Below are 18,833 nucleotides of genomic sequence, written 5' to 3' on the forward strand. Positions count from 1 at the left end.
AGGTGCCGTTCCAGAAAAATATTCTCAATTCGCGGTTGTGCGCATCGAGGGTCGGAGCGGTCCTGTGTGGGTGACCTTCCGCCAGTCTCGACGCCCCCCCTCTGGCAAGGGTTGGATTCTAAGTCTGACCCTCTGCGCACCTGGCGCCGGACGCAAAAAGGCCCAGCGTGTGAGGCTGGGCCAGTCCTGCATCAGCCGCAAGGATGACGTCCTGCAGGTCTCATGGTTTGTCGTGCGGGCCACTCATGAGTTACGCCCTGCTGCCACGTTATGGGAGGAACACGCCCTTGATCAGCACTTCAGGACGGTTGACGGTCAGAGCCAAACGCTCTTCGGCCAGGATCGCCAACAGGTTGCGGGTGAAGTAGTCCGCATGTTGGGTAGCGATTTCGACAGTGGCCTGCTGGCGGTCGTACAGCCGTGCAGCGCGGGCGAAGTCCCCTACCATGAACTCTGTTTCCCCCATCACGTCGGTGACCACGACAGGCACACGCCACACGCTGGCGCGGCCGTTGTCATCGGTCACGTTGTACGAGAACTGGTAGCGGCCTTCCTTATCCTTGTCCAGCTCGAGGCGCTCCAGGCCGATCGGATTGATGACGATGCCAGTGGCCACGCCCCGCGCCAGCTGCACCTGGGTGATTGCACGGCGCAGTGTGTCGCTTGGGGTGTCACCAGTAACGTGACGAATGTAGCCTGTCGCCACAGTCCACATGCCCATGATGTTGGCGCCGGTGCCGGTGCCTTTCAGGAGTTGAGCATCCTCGGCAAGTTGGAGAGCATCGCGCAGCTCAGTGTCGATGTAGTCGGCCAGCATCACTTCATCATCGAGAGCCTGGCGCGAGGCTGGGATCCATACCGCGATGGTGCGGACGGGCGCGGACTCGAGCGCGATGTTCAGGCCGATTTCCGATTTGGTGTCACCTTCGACTACTTGGACCGCTGCGGCGCCAGTGCGAACACCCTTGAGGTATTCGATGCTGGCCGCTGTGGTCGGTCGGGTAATCAGCAGGTCACGAACGGCAGTGCGGCGCCCCATGGTTCCATAAATCTCGGTGTCACGTGCGGCCTGGACGCGCACCGCGCTACTGGTCACGGTTGCCTTCTGACCCAGCTCGAATCCCTTAACGGAGATGCGCAGGTTCTTGATCGAACTATCGCGCAGCATACTCAGGCCGTCGCTCTTGAGTACGAGAGAGCTTACCGATGGGGTGCCGCTATCCTCACCGCCTTGGCGTCGCGCGCCCTTCTGCTCAAGCTCCATGATTTGGGCGCTCGTCTCTTGTTTGAATTCCTTGAGCTCGGCGGCGGTTGCGTCGATGCGTGCGTTTGCCGACTTGGTCAGCTCGGTGATGGCCTGGGCCACGTCGCCGGCGCCGCCGTGCTGGTCGCCGTAGGATTTGGTCAGCAGGGGCGTGGTGGTGGTGTTCTGAGTTTTCATTGGGATGCTTTCGTAAATTGTTGAGTGGCGGCTTTGAGTGCCGCGATGATTTCGTTCGATGGGTCGGGCTCGCCAGACAGGGAAAATCCCTTGGCGGCGATGTGCCGTGCTTCGCTTCGTGAGAACCCGATTTGCTCCATTGCCTTTTCAAAGGCTCGGAGTGTGGTCGGCTTGATCCCTGCTGCTTTCACTTCGCTGATCCGGGCCGACGAATCGGCAGGCACGGATACCACTGAGATTTCCGCCAGGTCGATAGCGGTCAGGACGTTGACCCCTTCTCGCATCTTGGCGCCACCTTTGACGACCCGGTAGCCGATGCTCAGGCCCGTGATATCGCCAGCACGAAGGTGCTCAAAAGCTTGCTGGCCGGCAGTCGTCTTGAGGTTGATCTGTCCGGTTACCAGAAGCCCGCGTGAGTCCTCGGATATTTCGACCCATCGCCCGATTGGCGTGTCGGCTTTGTGCGCCCACAGCATGACTGGGGCGGTGCCATGGGCGCGGTGGTGTGCCAGTGAGGCGCCGAAAGCGCCCTTGGCAACTTGGTCCCCGTACGAGTCGATACCGCCGAAAACGGAGGCGTAACCTGTGACGATTCCTTCGGCCTGCGAGCGTACTTCCAGGAGTGGTAGAGAGTGAGATAGCGACATTATGTGGATCCTTTAGTCCGAGCGAAATTGAACACCGTTGAAGGTGTCGATTTGACTTCGGCAGGCATCCCGCGCTGCTGTTGAAGTGGACCGGGCTTGCATCCCGCAAGCTCGATCACTGACCGTAAGTTTACGTTACTCCTGATCAATTCGCAACTCCGGTGACACCATTTCCGATGGTTTGCACGGTCGCCAGGGTGCGATGCGTTCCTTCGCGCTCGACAGCAACCAGGCTGATCTGGTTAGAGCCGTGGCGGTCGATCGTGATTTCGATGCCGACGCGCCCGCCACCGGCCAGCAAGCGGTTAAGACCCTCCTGCTTTTCCAGGCCAAGGTCGACCATGAGGGTGTGCATCAACGTGCCGGATGCGCGGACCAATGCGGCGCACTGGGCGGACAGGTCGGCGGCGTTTGCGGCGGGGATAAACTTGTCAGTCATTTTGTGCTTTCAGTAGGGTGGATGCGTTCAGGGTGCGCAGCTCGGCGCGGAACCATTCGATTGCTGTGGGGATGCTTGCCAGGCTTTGGGAAGCGGCGACGGCGTGTAGGCGCTGCTTGGCCTCTTGGCTGACCTGGGCGCTGTCGCAGTACGTCGCAATCAACGTGTTCAATTCAGCGATCAGGCCCAGCCAGACGGCGGGCGTGCGCGGTTGGACGGAGATTGCCGCCATGGCCTCGGCTTCGGTCCGGGTCAAGCCGTCAACCTCCATGAACTCGGCCACCAGGTCGATGGCGGAGCTGGCCGACAGGTGCGCCAGCAGCGCCGCCTTGTTAGCCCGGACCTTTGCGGATACCGCATTGACGGCTTCGGCCGTGCCGCGAAGCTTGAGGCCATCACCGGCCAGGTGGACGGAAACGCCGACCGCTTTGCAGCTGTCGATCAGTGCTTGCGGGTTCATATCGACACCTCGACGGTGGATTCTTGGTCGGTCGTCGTGTCACAAGAATCCGGACAAGAAACACAAGAAACACACTCAATTTCTGTGGATTCTTGTGTTTCTTGTGGATTGCCTCTAAGTAATTTCGTGGTCCCGAACGGGTCTTCGGGGTCGGGCTGTTGATCGGTGGTTTCCCGAAGACCGCCACGAAGACCGCCATTTTTACCGAAGACCGTCACATTATTTGTGTGGCGGTCTTCGGAGTTTTTGGCGGTCTTCGGAAGAAACCATTGCCAACCTTCCTTCATCCCGACCTTCACCGCCTCGATGCCAAGATCGCGTTTTGCTCGCTCGATCGTGCGCCAGGAGTAACCGGCCCCGGCAGCATCGGCTTTCACCTGCTTGGTCGATATCGGGCCATCAACCAGCAGATCAGACAGGAATTGTTCTGCATCCGCCTTGCCGCCGCCGTCACCGTTTTCGTCATGCTCGACCTCGCCCAAAATCTCCCGTGCAGTCCCCTCGATAGTGCCTTCCCATACAGCGTGAGTCGCCTCAATACCGCCATCAATCGTTACCATTGCTAGGCCGTACGACACGCCCCCATCATCCGGAGCGATGTTCGACTTAGCACGGGCGAGAACACGCCGGCTGCTGTCTTCTTCCTTTGCGGTGACCAACACCATGCGAGCCAGCGCGCCGAACGCCTGGGAGCCGATTACGCGGTCCTGGGGCGACTTGCCGGCGCCGCCCTTGGCAAAGTGCGTAATGCCGATGACAGCGCAGCTATGAGCCTCTGCGAAGTCCACAACCGCCTGTAGGCTTCGGCGCACATCGTTGGCGCGGTGCATGTCGCCAGCGACAGCCGACACAATCGGGTCGATGATCAGCAGTGACACCCCGCCAATGCGGTCCACGGCCCTGTGCAGCTCCGGGATATCCTGCGACGGATCGAACGGCACGCTCTCGCCGTTGTGAACAATGCCCTCGATGAAGTGACAGCGGTTCAGATCGGCACCCGATGCGATCAGGCGGGGCACCAGCGTGTCATCGGCCACATCCTCACTGGACCAGACCAACACATTGCCTTTACGGTGGCACGGGCTACCGTCAGGCCAGCGCCCGCCAGATGTCAGCACCGCCGCAAGAGCCAATGCAAGCGTGGTCTTGCCGGTGCCGGCCGCACCAGCCAGGATCGTCAGTTTGCCGGCCGGGAGCCAGCCCGGCCACAACCAGGTGATGGGCAGCGGCTTGATGTCGTTACCACACCGGATTTTCACCACCCGGCTTTCGGGCGGAGCGGTAGGGCGCATGCTTGGAGGCTGTGCCGGCTGGTGGGCTGGCAATTCGAAGTACACAGCTTTTGAGAGCGCCTCGACTAGCGCTTCGTCGCCCTGGCGCTGGGCCAGGTCGTTGAAGTCAGTTGGGTTTCCTTCGTCGGATTCGAACTCCGGCACTGCGAGCCAGCCGCCGACCGCGCGCGCTGCGGCCTTGGCTTTCTCCACTCCCACGTTGCCGACAGTGTTGAACCGGTCGTTGTCAGCGCATAGGATGATCTGGACGCCTGGCAGTTTGCCGCGCAGCGCCAGCGCCACCGCCTCCAGGTTGCCAGCGTTGAAGGCGACAGCTACCGGATGGCCGAGGGCCGCGAACAGGCTTGCACCTGTGGCGAACCCTTCGCAGACCAGCAGCGTATCGACAGGCTTGCCGCCGAAGCTGTAATAGCAGCCCTTGACCTTGCCGTGCGACTTGAAGCGCTTGGTGCCGTCCTTGGCGATGAATTGCAGACTGGTGACTGCGCCGCCAGCGTCACGGATCGGCACAATCAGGGTGCGCTTGTCCTTGTCCTCTTTCAGCCCGTACGGCTTGATCCCTTTGCGCACGCAATAGGGGTTGTCGTCAGTGGCGTCATGCGCGCCGGCCAGGATGCGCACGCACGCGGTCGCTGCTTCGGCTTCCAGCTGTAAGCGGGTCAGCTCGGCTTCCTGGCGTGCCTTGTCAATACGCGTCCGGTATTCGGCATTCTCTATCGGCGTCATTTTCTGGTCAGACTTACCGCACCACTTCTCCGACAGGTCAGTTTTCCAGTTGCCGAATGCCCCAGCCGGCACACCATCGCCGTGCAGGATGTACCAGGCTGATTTATTGCCTTTCTTGTCGTCGGCGGCATCAAAGCGGCGGCGCTTGCCGTCCGCGATGATCTCGGCCGGCGCCAGGTCGTAGACGGCCATTGCTGCGCCGAACTCGGCCTCGATGTTGGTCATGGTCGCTTGCATTGTTACGCCTCCGCCCGTGGTTGGAAGTCTCGACCGTCGATCAGGGCGTACGCGTCCATGCCGTAGTGGATGGCTGCGGCGCAGAGAAGCTGCTCACGTCCGCCGCGTCCGGTCTCTTGGAACTGGTCGATGACACGCAATACCGACTCGACCGAATGGGCAAGCCACTCCTCGCCGTTCTTGTCAACGAAATAGATCCACGGCTTTTGGTCGCTGTCGCTGTTCAGGCCCAGGTCGCCGCCAGTGAAGCGGTAAGGGGGCACAGGGAATGTCATCGCAACAGGGGCGTTCATGCTGCACCGCCGATCTTTGCGACAGCGGCGCGCCAGATAGTCTTGCCTTCCTCGATACCAGCGAAGTAGGCATCAGCCGCGGCTGTGCCCGCCTGATACGGCATGTCGAAGTTCTTGCGCTCGATGCGGTGCTCAAGCGCCATGCGTGCGCCGGCCTTGTATTCCTGGCTGCGTGGCGTGCGACCGTTGTAGAACGCGGTTTGAAAAAGCTGCTCGACGGACAGGGTGCCGACGGATGATGGGGAATGTTGGGATGTGGTGGTGCCTGGCATGGTTGCCTCCGTGTGTGGTGTAGAACCGCACAACCCGCTGTCAAACGGGGTGAGCGGCAAATGGCAGGGTTGACAGACCGGTACACAGGGAAACCGGCAGGCCGAAGCCTCCCCACCATCGCCGCTCATAGGAGACGCAATGGTATGGACGAAAAAATACCGCCTTGTGGCGGTCGTCCGCCGTGTGTAGTTCGAGCTGTCAAACTCGGTCGCTTCTTTTTTCGCGACAGGATCAGCATAGGCCGGCAACGGGTGCTCGGTCAAGTAAATCATGCTGGCGGCGCTCATTTAGTTTCCGCCGTGTAATTCACCGGATCGGCAAAGAAACGGTGCAGCTCACGGTTCTGATACGCGGTGCAGCGCTCCGACAGGCGGTGAGCTGGGGGCGCTTTGCCTGCAATAACAAGTTGGCGGAATTTCTCGCGGCTGAATGGCGAGAAGGGGGCGATCTGATTCCAGCGGCTCATGCCGTCAACTGGAAGGGTCTTGCTAAGTTCTGCGGTCGAATGTGCCATGGTTGCCTACCTTTGCATGTTGCCGCCGTGATTCAGCGGATTGATGCAAAGGTTAGCGATTGAAGCTTTGTGAGTCGCGGAGCATTACACGGATTTCCCGGCGCTAATCTTCCGGTTGTGCCTTGTTCAGTTTAAGCATTTCCTTTTCGTCATTCCCAAGTGGAAAAATTTTACCCACCAGATTCGGAGTTATATCCGGGTCGTCAAGCGCCACACTGCAAAAGATTGCAATGCGTGAAGGCGAGTAATCCGCGTACGTGATGAAGAAAAAATCTACAATTACTTTGGTGAAATACGTCCGGAAAGTGTTCTTGTCGTTCACTTTCCTCGGTAGCCTTAGTTTGCTCGACTGTCGGACTGCTTCTTCTATTGCGCTCTTGGAAAGGCGCGTCAATTGCTTGTCAATTGCCGGCAGGTAATATGTCAGGCTAAACGGCGCTAATGCCCGTCTGCGCGAGAGTATGTCAGGGTGCATCATTAGGCGGGCACGTTCAATCTGTTCGCTATCCAACAACGAGTGCAGAGGAAAAGGGTTGTAACACGCACCCGCATTGCTGAATTTGCTCAACTTGCGCGCAAGGGTATCGGCAAGCTTGGCAATCTCGTGCATTTCTTCCTCGTATCCCCTCCGTGTGAACTTTGGGTTTTCCTCGTAATTTCGCACCGCCCTATTAACGGTAGCTAGCAGCCCGCCATTTGTTCGCAATGTACACATGACTTGATTGTCTAACCCAATAATGAAGCGCCACACAAGTTCCATTTCCGTCCTTGTAACGAGCCGTGTCCACATCTCATGAAGGCGCAGAGTAATTGCCGCTTCATTTTCGCTAAGCACGCCGAGTCCCCGATAGTCGCTAAGCTCGGTAAGGTACTCAATAATCTCTGGTGGTGCCCAGTTAGGAAAGCTCACTTTTAACCCCTGCCACGGCGTCCAGGTAGTCGGCGTACTCCTGCATCATCACGCGGCGCTCATCCAGGAACAGCGCCCGGTCGTATGCCTCGCCATATGCATCACCGGAGGCGTGCGAGAGCTGGCGGTCCACAACCTCATGCCGGTAGCCCAGCCGCTCTTTGATGACCCCCATCGCCAGCGAGCGGAAGCCGTGGCCGGTCATCTTGCCGGCGTAACCCATGCGCTTGAGAGCCGCGAGGATGCCAAAGTTCGTCGCCGGCTTGGTGTGGTCGCGCATGTTGGGGAACAGGAACTGGTTCCCGCCAGTGATCGTGTGCAGTTCGCGCAGCAGCTCCCAGCCTTGGCGCGGCAGGAACACATGGTGATTGACCTTGCGCGGGTTGACCTTCTTCTTTCCCATCTTCATGCGGTGCCAGTCGATGACCCATGACTCGTTCACCAGGTCGATTTCTGACCACGGCGTCTCGGTCAGCTCACTGGTGCGCACGAAGGTCATCATCATCAGCCGGAACATGACCTTAGTCGGCACGAACATGCGCCCCTCGATCTTGGCGAAGGCTTTCAGGAAGTCCGGCAGGTCGTCGGCGGTGATGGCGGCATGGTGGCCGCCCATGGTGGGCTTGAGAGCGCCCCGTAGGCTTGGCACGGGGTCTGTGTCGGCCTTGCCCGATGCGATGGCGTACCGGAACACCTGGCCGCACACTTGCCCCTGGCGCTTTGCCATGTCGAGAGCGCCACGCTTTTCGATCTGCCGCAGAACGTCCAGGATGACCGGAGCCTTGATTTCTGCAATTGGGTGCCGCCCGATCAGCGGGAATACGTCGACTTCCAGCCGGTGAATGATGTTCGCCGCCGTGCGGGGTTGCCAGGAATCCAGCTTGTTCGCGTGCCACTCGCGCGCCACAGCCTCGAACGTGTTGCTCGCCAGTGTTGCTTTCTGCTGCTTCTCGATGCGGCGGGCCTGGGCCGGGTCCACGCCGCCGGCCATTTGCTTGCGGGCCGCGTCGCGCTTGTCACGGGCCTCGGCCAGCGACACCTCGTCGTAGGAACCGAACGACAGGCGACTCTCTTTGCCGTTCGCCTGCTTGAACTTCATGCGCCATAGCTTCACGCCAGTGGGCATCACCTCCAGGTAGAGCCCGCCGCCGTCAGCAAGCTTGTACGCACGGTCCTTCGCCTTGGCGTTTTTGATGGTTTTGTCAGCGAGAGGTAGAACAATTTTTGGCATTTTGGGGGCATCGCCTTTTGGGGGCATCGGTTTGGCCCCCAAGACTGCCCCCAAAATACATAGGTGTCAATGGGCAAACTTTGGCGCTATAGGCGTAAAAAAACCCCTAAGCGTTTGATTTCTTAAGGGTTTCTTGGCAAACTTGGTCATACTTTGCCATGTTTTTGGTGGTGATAGGTGGACTTGAACCACCGACCCCAGCATTATGAATGCTGTGCTCTAACCAACTGAGCTATATCACCCGACAGACCAAGATTATAGAGAACTGCTTTTTGCGTGTCAAGGCCGTCTGATTATTTTTGCTGTCGGGCCACAATCAAGTCCAGCATCTGCCCGGCAGGGTTATCACTCAGGCAATCAATCACGACCCGTTCCGGCATTGAACGCAGCCAGGTCAGCTGGCGCTTGGCCAACTGGCGGGTGGCGATGATACCGGTTTCGCGCAGGGCGGCGCGGTCGATCTTGCCATCGAGATAATCCCACGCTTGGCGGTAGCCCACGCAGCGCATCGACGGCAAGCCCGGATGCAGGTCGCCGCGCGCGCGCAGGCCGGCCACTTCGGCCACGATGCCGGCGTCGTCGCGCGCGCCCAGCATCTGGTCGAAGCGGGTGGCGATGCGCGCGTGCAGCACGCTGCGGTCAAGCGGCTCCAGCCCGAACGAGAGCAGATCGAAGGGCAGCACGGTTTTTTCGCGTTTGGCCAGCAGTTCCGACATTGGTTTGCCCGACAGCGCGATGATTTCGAGCGCACGGTTGATGCGCTGGGCGTCGTTGGGCGCCAGCCGCTCGGCCGTTTGCGGATCGAGCGCGCGCAATTTGTCGTGCATGCCGGGCCAGCCGATGACGGCCGCTTCGGCATCGAGCCGCACGCGCAGGGCCGGATCGGCCACCGGCAAGTCATCCAGGCCATCGGCCAGGCCCTTGAAATACATCATGGTCCCGCCGACCAGCAGCGCCAGGTTGCCGCGCGCGCTGATCTCGGCCACCAGGCGCAGCGTATCGTCGCGGAACTGGGCCACCGAATACGACTCGGTCGGATCGATGATGTCGATCAGGTGATGCGGCGCGCTGGCCAGTTCCTCGGGCGTGGGCTTGGCGGTGCCGATATCCATGTCGCGGTACACCAGCGCCGAATCGACCGAGATGATCTCGGCGGGGATGGCGCGCGCGATGGCCAGCGCGGCCGCGGTCTTGCCCGACGCGGTCGGGCCCATGATGGCAACGGCGAATGGTTTCATGAAGTGGCCCTCGTCACTGGCGTGGCGGTCATGCGCACCGACGCAAACACGGCCAGACCGAGCCCGCACGACATCAGCGCCAGCGGATACAGGCTGCCGTCGAAGCTCGCGCCGACGACGGTGCCGACGCCGAACGCCACGCACATATATAAAGCGCCCATCAAACCGGCGGCGGTGCCGGCCTGCTGGGGGAAGGGCGAGACCGAACCCGATTGCGACACCGGAAAATTGATCCCGTGCGCGCCCATCGTCATGAACATGGCCAGCACCACCACGCTCCAATGCGCCAGGCCCGCGCCGACGGCGGCCAGGAACACCGCGCCGGCGGCCAGCGACAGGGTGCTGCCGATGCGCAGCGTGACGGCGGCGCCGAACAGCGGCAGCAGGCGGCGGCACACGATGGTGCCGGTCAGGTAGCCGGACACGCCGAGCGCGAAGCAGTAGCCGAACCACTCGGTCGGCACCCCCAGCACGCGGATCAGCACCAGCGAGGAACCCGAGATGAAGGCGAAGATCGATCCGAACGACAGCGCGCCGGGCAGCGCATGGGCCCAGAATTCGCGCGCACCGAGCACCAGCCGGTAATTGGCCGCGAGGCCACCGATCTCGGTCGCCCTGGGGTTTTTATGCGCATTGGTCTCGGGCAGGCGCAGCACGACCGCCGCCAGCAGCAGCGCCGACAGGATCGACAGCGCCACGAACGCGGCGCGCCAGCCGAAGGCCACCTGCAGGTAGGAGCCGAGAATGGGGCCGGTGAGGGGCGCCAGCGAGATCCACGAGCTGGCGCGCGCGATCACGCGCACGCTGTCGGCCGGCGCATAGGCATCGCGCACGATCGCGCGCGCCACGATCACGCCCGAGCAGCAGCCTAGCGCCTGCAGGAAGCGCGCCACGATCAGCAGGCCGATATTGGGCGAGGCCGCGCACAGCAGGCTGGCCACCACGTACAGCGACAAGCCCCATAGCAGCACGGGGCGGCGTCCGAAGCGGTCCGACAGCGGGCCGATAATCAACTGCGCGCCGCCGAAGCCGATCACGAACATCGACAAGGTCAGTTGCACGGTGGCGGCGGGCACGCCGAAGCCGGTGGCCAGGCTCGGGAGCGACGCCAGGTACAAATCGGTGGACAGCGGCTGCAGCATCAGGAAACCGATGATCAGCAGGAGGATCGGGGCGTGCGCGTACTGCGCCAGCGGAGCGATGGTGTCGGTCTGGCGCATCGTCATTGACCGCGCAGGAACAGCTTGTCGAGCGAGGAGATATCGAGCTGCACCCAGGTCGGACGCCCGTGGTTGCACTGGTCGGCGCGTTCGGTGCTTTCCATCTGGCGCAGCAGGGCGTTCATTTCGGGCTGGTTCAGGATGCGGTTGGCGCGTACCGCCGTGTGGCAGGCCAGGGTCCCGAGCAACTCGTTGCGGCGCTCGATCAGCACGCGCGAGCCGCCGAATTCGCGCACATCGCGCAGCACGTCGCGCGCCAGCGTCTGGGCATCGGCGTTCTTGAGCAGGGCCGGCACCGAGCGCACCGCCAGCGTGGTGGGCGACAGCGCCGCGATGTCGAAGCCGAGCGCCTGCAAGGTCTCGCGGTTCTCCTGGGCGGTGCCCACTTCCACCGCATCGGCGAAGAAGGTCACCGGGATCAGGAGGGCCTGGACCTGCATCTCCTGGCCGCCGACCTGCGCGTCGAGCGCGTTTTTCAGCTGTTCGTACAAGATGCGTTCGTGCGCGGCGTGCATGTCGACCAGCACCAGGCCCTTGGTGTTCTGGGCCAGGATATAGATACCGTGCAGCTGGGCCAGGGCGAAGCCGAGCGGATATTCATCGTTCGACATGCTCTGCGCCGGCGCGGTGTAGGGCGTGACGGGCGCGCAGGCCGCATCGGTGCTGCCGGAAGCGCCGGAAAAAAGCGCGCCGTAGCTGTCCATCGTTTGCGCCACGCCGGGGCCGTCGTAGCGGCTGCCGGGCGGGTAGGGCGAGGGCGAATAGGTGGCCGAGAGCTGCGCGCCGAAACTGGTCTGCTCGTGCTCGCGGCGCCAGGTCGACGCGCCGCCCACTTCAGCGGCCATTTGCGGCGCCGGCACGCTGCCGTGGTCCGTGGCCGAGGTCTTGGCCAGCGCGCGCTGGACCGCGTGGAACACAAACTGGTGCACCGCGCGGCTGTCGCGAAAGCGCACTTCGATTTTGGACGGGTGCACGTTGACGTCGACCAGCGAAGGGTCGAGGTCCAGCGCCAGCACGTAGGAAGGAAAACGGTCGCCGTGCAGCACATCCTGGTAGGCCGCGCGCACCGCGTGCACCAGCAGCTTGTCGCGCACGTAGCGCCCGTTCACGTAAAAGAACTGGCCATCGGCGCGCGCCTTGGACGCGGTGGGCAGCCCGGCATAGCCGTGCACGCGCAGGGGGCCGGCCGATTCATCGATGGCCAGGCGCGCCTCGGCGAAATCGCTGCCGAGGATATGGGCGCTGCGGCGCGCCATCTCGCTCACATTCCAGTGATCGATGGTGCGGCCGTTGTGCGACAGCGAAAAGGCCACGTCCGGACGCGCCAGGGCGATGCGGCGCACCACTTCCGCGCAATGGCCGTATTCGGTCTGCTCCGATTTGAGGAACTTGCGCCGTGCCGGGGTGTTGAAGTACAGGTCCTGGACATCGATGGTGGTGCCGTGCGCGCCGGAGGACGGGGCGACGGTGCCGTGATGCGAGCCGACGATTTCCCAGGCGTGCGGCGCATCGGCGGTGCGCGAGGTGACCGAGACGGCGGCCACGGCCGCGATGGACGCGAGTGCCTCGCCGCGAAAGCCGAGTGTCGCCACGTTTTCGAGGTCGGTCAGGGAAGCGATCTTGGACGTCGCATGGCGCGCCAGGGCGAGCGGCAGCTGGTCGGGCGCGATGCCGCGGCCGTTATCGGTGATCGCGATGCGTTTCACGCCGCCTTCTTCGAGGCGCACGGTGATCTGGGTGGCGCCGGCGTCGAGCGCGTTTTCCAGCAATTCCTTGACCACGGCCGACGGCCGCTCGACCACCTCGCCGGCGGCAATTTGCGAAATCAGCTGGTCGGGGAGGGCCTGGATCGGGCGGTGCGCGGAAATAGGAGCGTTCATGCGCGAATTATATCCCCTGCTCCCGCGATTGCCGCAGCGCTCTCCCGAGTTCCCATAACATGAATCAAATTCCTACAACCGGGGTCTGACCTCTGACTTGCAACTTTGTAAAACCCAGGGCCGGTAAACTGTGAACAAACAGAATTTCAGCGATCTTGGTGCGATGAGCCGACGGACTATGGCGCAAATGCTACAGATTGTTGCCCAACCAGGGTCAGACCTCAGTTGGGCAAGGGAAAAGTTGCAAGTCAGAGGTCAGGCCCCGGTTGGGGGAGGGGCTGTTGTGAAACGAAAAAGTTTCGAGTCAGAGGTCAGACCCCGGTTGGGGAATTATTGCTGTTCGCGCACGGGGATGGGGGCGTTGCACAGGTCGAGGTGGCCGGCGGCGACCTTGGTCCAGGGGCCGCCACGGTTGCGCTGGGCTTCGAGCGCCGCTTTGTAGGCGGCGCTGTCGGTGCGCATCACTTCAAATTTGCTGCGCTCGGATTCCGGCACGTCGGCCGCTACCTTGAACGAGGCGATCGGGACGTGCTGCTCGGGCTTGTCGTAAAACCCCATCGGCGCGGCGCCGCGCGGCAGGGTCGATAACAGCGGCATGCCGGAAATGACGCGCCCCACCACCGTGATGTTGCGGTCCAGATGACGCGGGGCGTGCCCGATCACCACGTACAGCGAGGAGCCGCCGCCGCTGTCGGCGCCGTTGTCGCGCCCCACCCCGACCATGCCGTAGCAGTGGGTCAGCCAGGCCTGCCCCGATTTCGGGTCGCGCGCCGATGGAAAGCCGTTCGAGTGCCCGACCCGCGGCGCATAGCCGTCGCGGTCGGGCAGGCGCGTGAAGTGGACGTCGTTTTTCATCGCTACCGTGAATTCGGCGGGCAGGGTGGCCTTGGCCGTTTTCATCGGGCGCGGATTCTTTTCGTCCGGGTCGCCCCATTGCACCACCCAGTTGTCCTGCGAGCGGATGATCGCCAGGCCGTCGAAGTAGTTTTCGCGGGCCAGCGTCTTGATGTTGGCCGCATGCCTGGGCGCGAACACCGGCGCCAGTTCGATGACCACCCGCCCGCCGGGGATATCCATATAGAGGGTGTTCTCGGGGTCGAGCGCGCGCCAGTCCGCTGGCGTCGATGCCTTGACCACGTCGGCCACCGTCGGCTTGGTCGCCAGTTCCCTGGCCGGCCGCGCAGCCTGCGCCGGCAGCACCAGGCTGCCCGCCGCCATGGCCGCCAGCAGGCTGGCCTTGTTTATTCCATGTAATACATCCATCTGTTGTCTCCAGGTCGGTTGCTGGCATGGCGTCCGCTGCGCCGCTCGCGACAATTGTAAACCGCAAGATGGCCAGTGAGGAAACTTCCGGGGCGCCTCGATTTCTTGCTGCCCCCCCGCCAGCGGATACAATTTTCGACACCGAGTGATGTTATGATGCGGCGCTACCTTTTAGGATATTTATGGATCTGATGCAATTCTTCGACATGATTCTGCATGTCGATAAGACGCTTGGGGTGTTGCTGGCCAAGTATGGTGTCTATGTTTACGCCGTCCTGTTTGCCATCGTGTTTTGCGAAACCGGCCTGGTAGTGCTGTTCTTTTTTCCCGGCGATACACTCTTGTTCATCGCGGGCGCGGCCTGCGTCAGCGGCCAGCTCGATTATTGGGTCCTGATCACCTTGCTGATCACCGCCGCCGTCACCGGCAATACCCTCAATTACTGGATCGGCGAAGCCATCGGGCAGCGGGTGTTTACCCATAATTACCGCTGGATCAACAAGGATGCCATGCGCCGCACCCACGATTTCTTCGAGAAGCACGGCGGCAAGACCATCATCCTGGCGCGCTTCGTGCCGGTGGTGCGCACCTTCGCGCCGTTCGTGGCCGGGGTATCGGACATGACGCATGCGCGTTTCCAGTTGTATAACTTCGCCGGCGCGGCCATCTGGGTGATCAGCCTGGTGACGGCGGGATTCTTCTTTGGCAATTTGCCTATCGTGCGCGACAACCTGACCCTCATCGTCCTGCTCGGCGTGAGCGCGGCCATCGTGCCGCTGGCGCTCGGCGGTTTGTGGAAAGTCAGCCGCAAGATGCTCAGCCGTTAAGCGACGGCCATCGCCATCCCCCATCGGCGCGAGATTTTCGCGCCGATGTTGCTTTATGGACTCAAGTTTCCGCGCGCACCCGCCGATAACCAGACTGTATTTCTACTTTCTGGAACATCATGCGCAACCTGATCGCCCTCTTTGCTTGCAGTTTGGCCATCTCGACGGCAAGCGCCAACGATCCTCCCGCCGCCGCCCACGCTGCCGCGTCCAAACCGGCGGCGTCCAAGCCGGCGCCCGCCGAAGCGGCCAGGGAGCCGGCCGCCGCCAAGCCCTCGGCCAAGGCGGCCGCCGCCCAGGCGCTGAGCGAGGCCGATGCCGAAGCCGAACTGTCGGCCAAGATCGCCGCCCGCCTGGCCGTCATGCGCGCCAACCAGGCGGCCCGTGTGGCCGCCGCCGCCAAGGCCAAAAAGGCGGCCGTCACGCGCCGCGAAGCCGTCGCCGCGATCACCCAGCCGCCGCCGGCGCGCCCCTTCCACAGCGAGCACTGGTCGTATGAAGGCGAAACCGGGCCGGCCAACTGGGGCAAGATCAATTCGGCCTGGGCCAAGTGCGATACCGGCACGCGCCAGTCGCCGATCGACCTGCGCGATGGCATGAAGGTCGACCTGGAGCAGATCACCTTCGATTACAAGCCGTCGGGCTTCAGCGTGGTCGATAACGGCCATACCGTGCAGGTGACGGTCGGCGGCGGCAATTTTCTCACGGTGCAGAACCGCTCCTACGAGCTGCTGCAGTTCCACTTCCATCGCCCGTCCGAGGAGCGCGTCAACGGCAAGGGTTTCGAGATGGTGGTGCACATGGTGCACAAGGACCCGGAGGGCAAGCTGGCGGTGCTGGCGGTGCTGCTCGAACGCGGCAAGGGGAATAATCTGATCCAGACGGTGTGGAACAATCTGCCGCTGGAAAAGCTCGATGTCGTCAATCCGAACGTGGTGCTCGATGTAGCCGACATGCTGCCGCAGCGCCGCGATTACTTCACGTTCATGGGCTCGCTCACCACGCCGCCTTGCAATGAAGGCGTGCTGTGGCTGGTGATGAAGCAGCCGATGCAGGCGTCGCCGGCCCAGATGGCGCTGTTTTCCCGCATGTATCCGCTCAACGCCCGGCCGCTTCAATCGAGCGCCGGACGCATGATCAAGGAATCGAACTAAGGCTTATTGCGCCTCGATGCGGACCTGGTGCGCACCGCGCCAGGTCGCGCCCGGGGCCAGTGTCAACGGCGCGATCAGGGCCGGTTCGATGCACACGAAGCGCTGGTACTCGGCCTCGATCATGTCGCTCAGCGCGGCCGCGTCGAGTGCGCCGGGGTTCCACACCACCGCGTCGCCAAAGCCGCTTTGCGCAAGGTGCAGGGTGGTGCCGCCATCGGCGAGCGTCATGGCGCCGTCGATGCCCTGGAAGATATGGTCGAATTTGTCCTCGATGTGCAGCAGCCCTTCCTGCACTCCGCCGATGCGCACCCGCGCCAGCTGGCTGACCGAAAAATAGGTGTGCAGGGCGGCCGAAAACGCAAAGGCGTCCAGGCCCGTATTGCGCACCTCGAACGCCAGCGCCAGTGCGGCGCCATGCACCTCCACCCGCAGCGTCAGCGCGAAGCCGTGCGGCCAGGCTTGCGCCAGCGCCGGTGCCAGGTCGCTATTTTCCAGCGCGAAGACGGCAAACGCGGCGCCATCGTGCGCACCGCTGTCCTGCAAGCGCCAGCTAGCCACGCGCGCGAAGCCATGGCGCATGCCGGTACCACGTTCGGCGAACTGGGGGAAGATCACCGGCACGCCGCCGCGAATCGCCCGGCTGCCGTCGAGTGCCGATCTGGCGCTGCAAAACAGGCGCTCGGTGCCATCGGCACCCTGCCACGACACCAGGTGCGCGCCGTACAGCGTGACGATGGCCTGGGCGCCGTCGGCGCTGCGAATGCGTACGGCCGGCAGTTGGCCGTACTCGGCCATCTCGATGGTACTCATGGATTTGCTCATGTCTGGCGGCCCTTGGCCAGCGGCGGATTGGCCGCGAAATAGCGCTTGATGCCCTTGCTGATGGCAGCCGCGATCTGGTCCTGGTAGCCGTTGTCGCGCAGCTTGGCTTCTTCTTCGGGGTTCGAAATGAAGGCCGTCTCGATCAGGATCGAGGGGATGTCGGGCGCTTTCAGCACCGCGAAGCCGGCTTGTTCGACCGAACCTTTGTGCAGGCGCGCGATGCCGCTGATTTCGCCCAGCACCGCTTTGCCGAGTTTCATGGAGTCGTTGATCTGGGCCGTCGTCGACAGGTCCAGCAGCACGCTGGCGATCTGCTTGTCGTGGCTCTGCATGTTCACGCCGCCGATGGCGTCGGCCAGGTTTTCCTTGTTGGCGAGCCAGCGCGCCGCGGTCGAGGTGGCGCCTTTTTCGGACAGCACGAACACCGACGAGCCGCGCGCGGTCGGCAGCATGAAGGCGTCGGCGTGGAGCGACACGAACAGGTCGGCCTGCACCTTGCGCGCTTTTTCGACGCGCACGCCGAGCGGCACGAAGTAGTCGCCGTCGCGCGTGAGCATGACGCGCATGTTGGGCTGCTCTTCGAGCTTGAATTTGAGCCGCTTGGCGATCGCCAGCACGATGTCTTTTTCGCGCGTGCCGGACGCGCCGATCGCGCCCGGGTCTTCGCCGCCGTGGCCGGGGTCGAGCGCGATGGTCATCATGCGCACCACCTTGCCTCCCTTGTCACCCTTCGATGCCGCCACGCGCGGCGGGTCGGGACGCACCGGGGCCGGTTCGGGCAGTTCGGTTTTCGGTACCGCCACGGCGGGCGGCGCCGGCACGCTTGGCTGGGCCAGCACCGGAGCAGCCGGCGCCACGACGACCACTGGTGCCGGCGCAGGCGTCAGCACGGGTGGCGGCGTGACGGCGGGCGCGGTCACTGGCGCGCTCGCCGCTGGCGTTGCCGCCAACGGTGGCTTGGGCGCGGGCGCCGGCATTTCCGGGCTGCCGGGCGGCGCGTCGGCGCGCGACCACTCGCCTTTTTCGATCATCGCCGCGATCGGGTCGACCGCCTTGACCGGATATAAATCGAAAATCAGGCGGTGCTTGTAGCTGCCGACCGGTGCCAGCGTAAACACCTGCGGCTTGATTTCTTCTTTCAGGTCGAACACCAGGCGCACCACGTTGGGCCGGTTCTGGCCCACCCGCACCTGCTTGATGTACGGGTCGCCCGACTGGATCTTGGCCACCAGGCTTTTCAGGGTGGGATTGAGTTCCAGCCCTTCGATGTCGACCACCAGGCGCTGCGGGTCGGGCACGGTGAAGTGGGTGACTTTGAGGTCGCTGTCGTTTTCGAGCGTGACGCGGGTGTAGTCGGCGGCCGGCCAGACGCGCACCGCGAGAATTTGCGCGGCGGCGGCGGGCAGAACGGGAAACACGGAAAGCAGCAGGGTGCCGCCAGCTTTCAGGATGGTGCGCCGGGTTACTGGTCCCGGAATCAAAGGTTTGGTGCGAAAGTAAGGCGGTTGAGGCATAGCAAACCCAGGTCGGACAACGCTTGCAATTCTACATCACGGCCGAGTCCGGCAACGTGAAGGAATACACTCAGGTCGGGCGCCGGCAGCACCGGATCGGCTTTTTCCGGCCATTCGACGATGCAGATGTTGTCCCCATTGAATTCTTCGCGAAAACCGGCGTCCAGGAATTCTTCGGCACTGCCCATGCGGTACAGGTCGAAATGGATGATATTCACCGCGCGCCCGTCGAGCTTGATGCTGTAGGGCTCGGACAAGGTGTAGGTCGGGCTCTTGACGGTGCCCGCGTGGCCGGCCGCGTGCAGCAGGGCGCGGGTGAGGGCGGTCTTGCCGGCGCCAAGGTCGCCGTGCAGGTGGATGGCCAGGCCCGGCAGCAGGGCGCGCGCCAGTGCGGCGCCCAGGGCGGCGGTGCCGGCTTCGTCGTGGAGGTGGGCTTTGAAGTGCTGCATGGA

General features: G+C 62.9%; 19 protein-coding genes and 1 tRNA gene. 2 read left to right on the top strand and 18 right to left on the bottom strand.

Translation table 11 applies throughout. The features are described from left to right. Positions 1-268: 268 nt before the first annotated feature. From F2P44_RS12640 to F2P44_RS12710, 15 genes are all read right to left on the bottom strand, one after another. Positions 269-1,441 carry a phage major capsid protein gene (locus F2P44_RS12640; RefSeq protein ID WP_167087043.1) on the bottom strand — a complete coding sequence of 391 codons (1,173 nt, stop codon included), beginning with the start codon at positions 1,439-1,441 and terminating at the stop codon, positions 269-271. Beyond that, complete coding sequence (locus F2P44_RS12645; RefSeq protein ID WP_167087044.1) at positions 1,438-2,088, bottom strand: HK97 family phage prohead protease; 651 nt, start codon at positions 2,086-2,088, stop codon at positions 1,438-1,440. Before F2P44_RS12645 ends, F2P44_RS12640 begins: the two co-directional genes overlap by 4 nt. Before the next feature lie 145 nt (positions 2,089-2,233). Then, positions 2,234-2,527 (bottom strand): hypothetical protein, encoded by a 294-nt coding sequence (locus F2P44_RS12650; RefSeq protein ID WP_167087045.1) that lies wholly within the window; start codon positions 2,525-2,527, stop codon positions 2,234-2,236. Beyond that, positions 2,520-2,987, bottom strand: a complete 468-nt coding sequence (locus F2P44_RS12655; protein ID WP_167087046.1) for a hypothetical protein — start codon at positions 2,985-2,987, stop codon at positions 2,520-2,522. The genes F2P44_RS12650 and F2P44_RS12655 overlap by 8 nt, the downstream gene beginning before the upstream one ends. Further along, entirely contained in the window at positions 2,984-5,230 is a 2,247-nt protein-coding gene (locus tag F2P44_RS12660; RefSeq protein WP_167087047.1) for an AAA family ATPase, read from the bottom strand. Before F2P44_RS12660 ends, F2P44_RS12655 begins: the two co-directional genes overlap by 4 nt. 14 nt (positions 5,231-5,244) lie before the next feature. Then, positions 5,245-5,535, bottom strand: coding sequence for a hypothetical protein (locus F2P44_RS12665; RefSeq protein ID WP_167087048.1), 291 nt, complete (start codon positions 5,533-5,535; stop codon positions 5,245-5,247). Next, positions 5,532-6,095 (bottom strand): hypothetical protein, encoded by a 564-nt coding sequence (locus F2P44_RS12670; protein WP_167087049.1) that lies wholly within the window; start codon positions 6,093-6,095, stop codon positions 5,532-5,534. The genes F2P44_RS12665 and F2P44_RS12670 overlap by 4 nt, the downstream gene beginning before the upstream one ends. After that, positions 6,092-6,322 (bottom strand): helix-turn-helix transcriptional regulator, encoded by a 231-nt coding sequence (locus tag F2P44_RS12675; RefSeq protein ID WP_167087050.1) that lies wholly within the window; start codon positions 6,320-6,322, stop codon positions 6,092-6,094. Before F2P44_RS12675 ends, F2P44_RS12670 begins: the two co-directional genes overlap by 4 nt. 103 nt (positions 6,323-6,425) lie before the next feature. Beyond that, complete coding sequence (locus F2P44_RS12680) at positions 6,426-7,232, bottom strand: hypothetical protein (RefSeq protein WP_167087051.1); 807 nt, start codon at positions 7,230-7,232, stop codon at positions 6,426-6,428. Beyond that, complete coding sequence (locus F2P44_RS12685; protein WP_167087052.1) at positions 7,219-8,463, bottom strand: tyrosine-type recombinase/integrase; 1,245 nt, start codon at positions 8,461-8,463, stop codon at positions 7,219-7,221. The genes F2P44_RS12680 and F2P44_RS12685 overlap by 14 nt, the downstream gene beginning before the upstream one ends. A gap of 165 nt (positions 8,464-8,628) precedes the next feature. Then, positions 8,629-8,705, bottom strand: a tRNA-Met gene (locus F2P44_RS12690). Between the two features lie 51 nt (positions 8,706-8,756). After that, entirely contained in the window at positions 8,757-9,701 is a 945-nt protein-coding gene (gene miaA, locus F2P44_RS12695; protein WP_167087053.1) for a tRNA (adenosine(37)-N6)-dimethylallyltransferase MiaA, read from the bottom strand. Further along, on the bottom strand, positions 9,698-10,927 hold the full coding sequence (locus tag F2P44_RS12700; protein ID WP_167087054.1) for a multidrug effflux MFS transporter: 1,230 nt from the start codon (positions 10,925-10,927) through the stop codon (positions 9,698-9,700). The genes miaA and F2P44_RS12700 overlap by 4 nt, the downstream gene beginning before the upstream one ends. Next, entirely contained in the window at positions 10,924-12,801 is a 1,878-nt protein-coding gene (gene mutL / locus F2P44_RS12705; RefSeq protein ID WP_167087055.1) for a DNA mismatch repair endonuclease MutL, read from the bottom strand. Before mutL ends, F2P44_RS12700 begins: the two co-directional genes overlap by 4 nt. A gap of 330 nt (positions 12,802-13,131) precedes the next feature. Continuing rightward, positions 13,132-14,064, bottom strand: a complete 933-nt coding sequence (locus F2P44_RS12710) for a peptidylprolyl isomerase (RefSeq protein WP_167087056.1) — start codon at positions 14,062-14,064, stop codon at positions 13,132-13,134. A 182-nt stretch (positions 14,065-14,246) separates the two neighbouring features. Here F2P44_RS12710 and F2P44_RS12715 point away from each other — a divergent pair, with 182 nt between their 5' ends. After that, entirely contained in the window at positions 14,247-14,891 is a 645-nt protein-coding gene (locus F2P44_RS12715; protein WP_167087057.1) for a VTT domain-containing protein, read from the top strand. 119 nt (positions 14,892-15,010) lie between these two features. Then, the gene (locus F2P44_RS12720; protein ID WP_167087058.1) at positions 15,011-16,045 is read left to right on the top strand and encodes a carbonic anhydrase; all 1,035 of its coding nucleotides are present in this window, start codon (positions 15,011-15,013) and stop codon (positions 16,043-16,045) included. A gap of 3 nt (positions 16,046-16,048) precedes the next feature. Here F2P44_RS12720 and F2P44_RS12725 read toward each other — a convergent pair whose 3' ends face one another. From F2P44_RS12725 to tsaE, 3 genes are read right to left on the bottom strand one after another with little or no spacing between them, the layout of a single operon-like run. Continuing rightward, positions 16,049-16,855, bottom strand: a complete 807-nt coding sequence (locus F2P44_RS12725; RefSeq protein WP_167087059.1) for a D-hexose-6-phosphate mutarotase — start codon at positions 16,853-16,855, stop codon at positions 16,049-16,051. 8 nt (positions 16,856-16,863) lie between these two features. After that, entirely contained in the window at positions 16,864-18,381 is a 1,518-nt protein-coding gene (locus tag F2P44_RS12730) for an N-acetylmuramoyl-L-alanine amidase (protein ID WP_167087060.1), read from the bottom strand. Next, the gene (gene tsaE / locus F2P44_RS12735) at positions 18,345-18,830 is read right to left on the bottom strand and encodes a tRNA (adenosine(37)-N6)-threonylcarbamoyltransferase complex ATPase subunit type 1 TsaE (RefSeq protein WP_167087061.1); all 486 of its coding nucleotides are present in this window, start codon (positions 18,828-18,830) and stop codon (positions 18,345-18,347) included. The genes F2P44_RS12730 and tsaE overlap by 37 nt, the downstream gene beginning before the upstream one ends. Positions 18,831-18,833: the final 3 nt, after the last annotated feature.

This window comes from Massilia frigida (assembly GCF_011682175.1).
In the GTDB taxonomy this organism is placed as follows: domain Bacteria; phylum Pseudomonadota; class Gammaproteobacteria; order Burkholderiales; family Burkholderiaceae_D; genus Telluria_A; species Telluria_A frigida.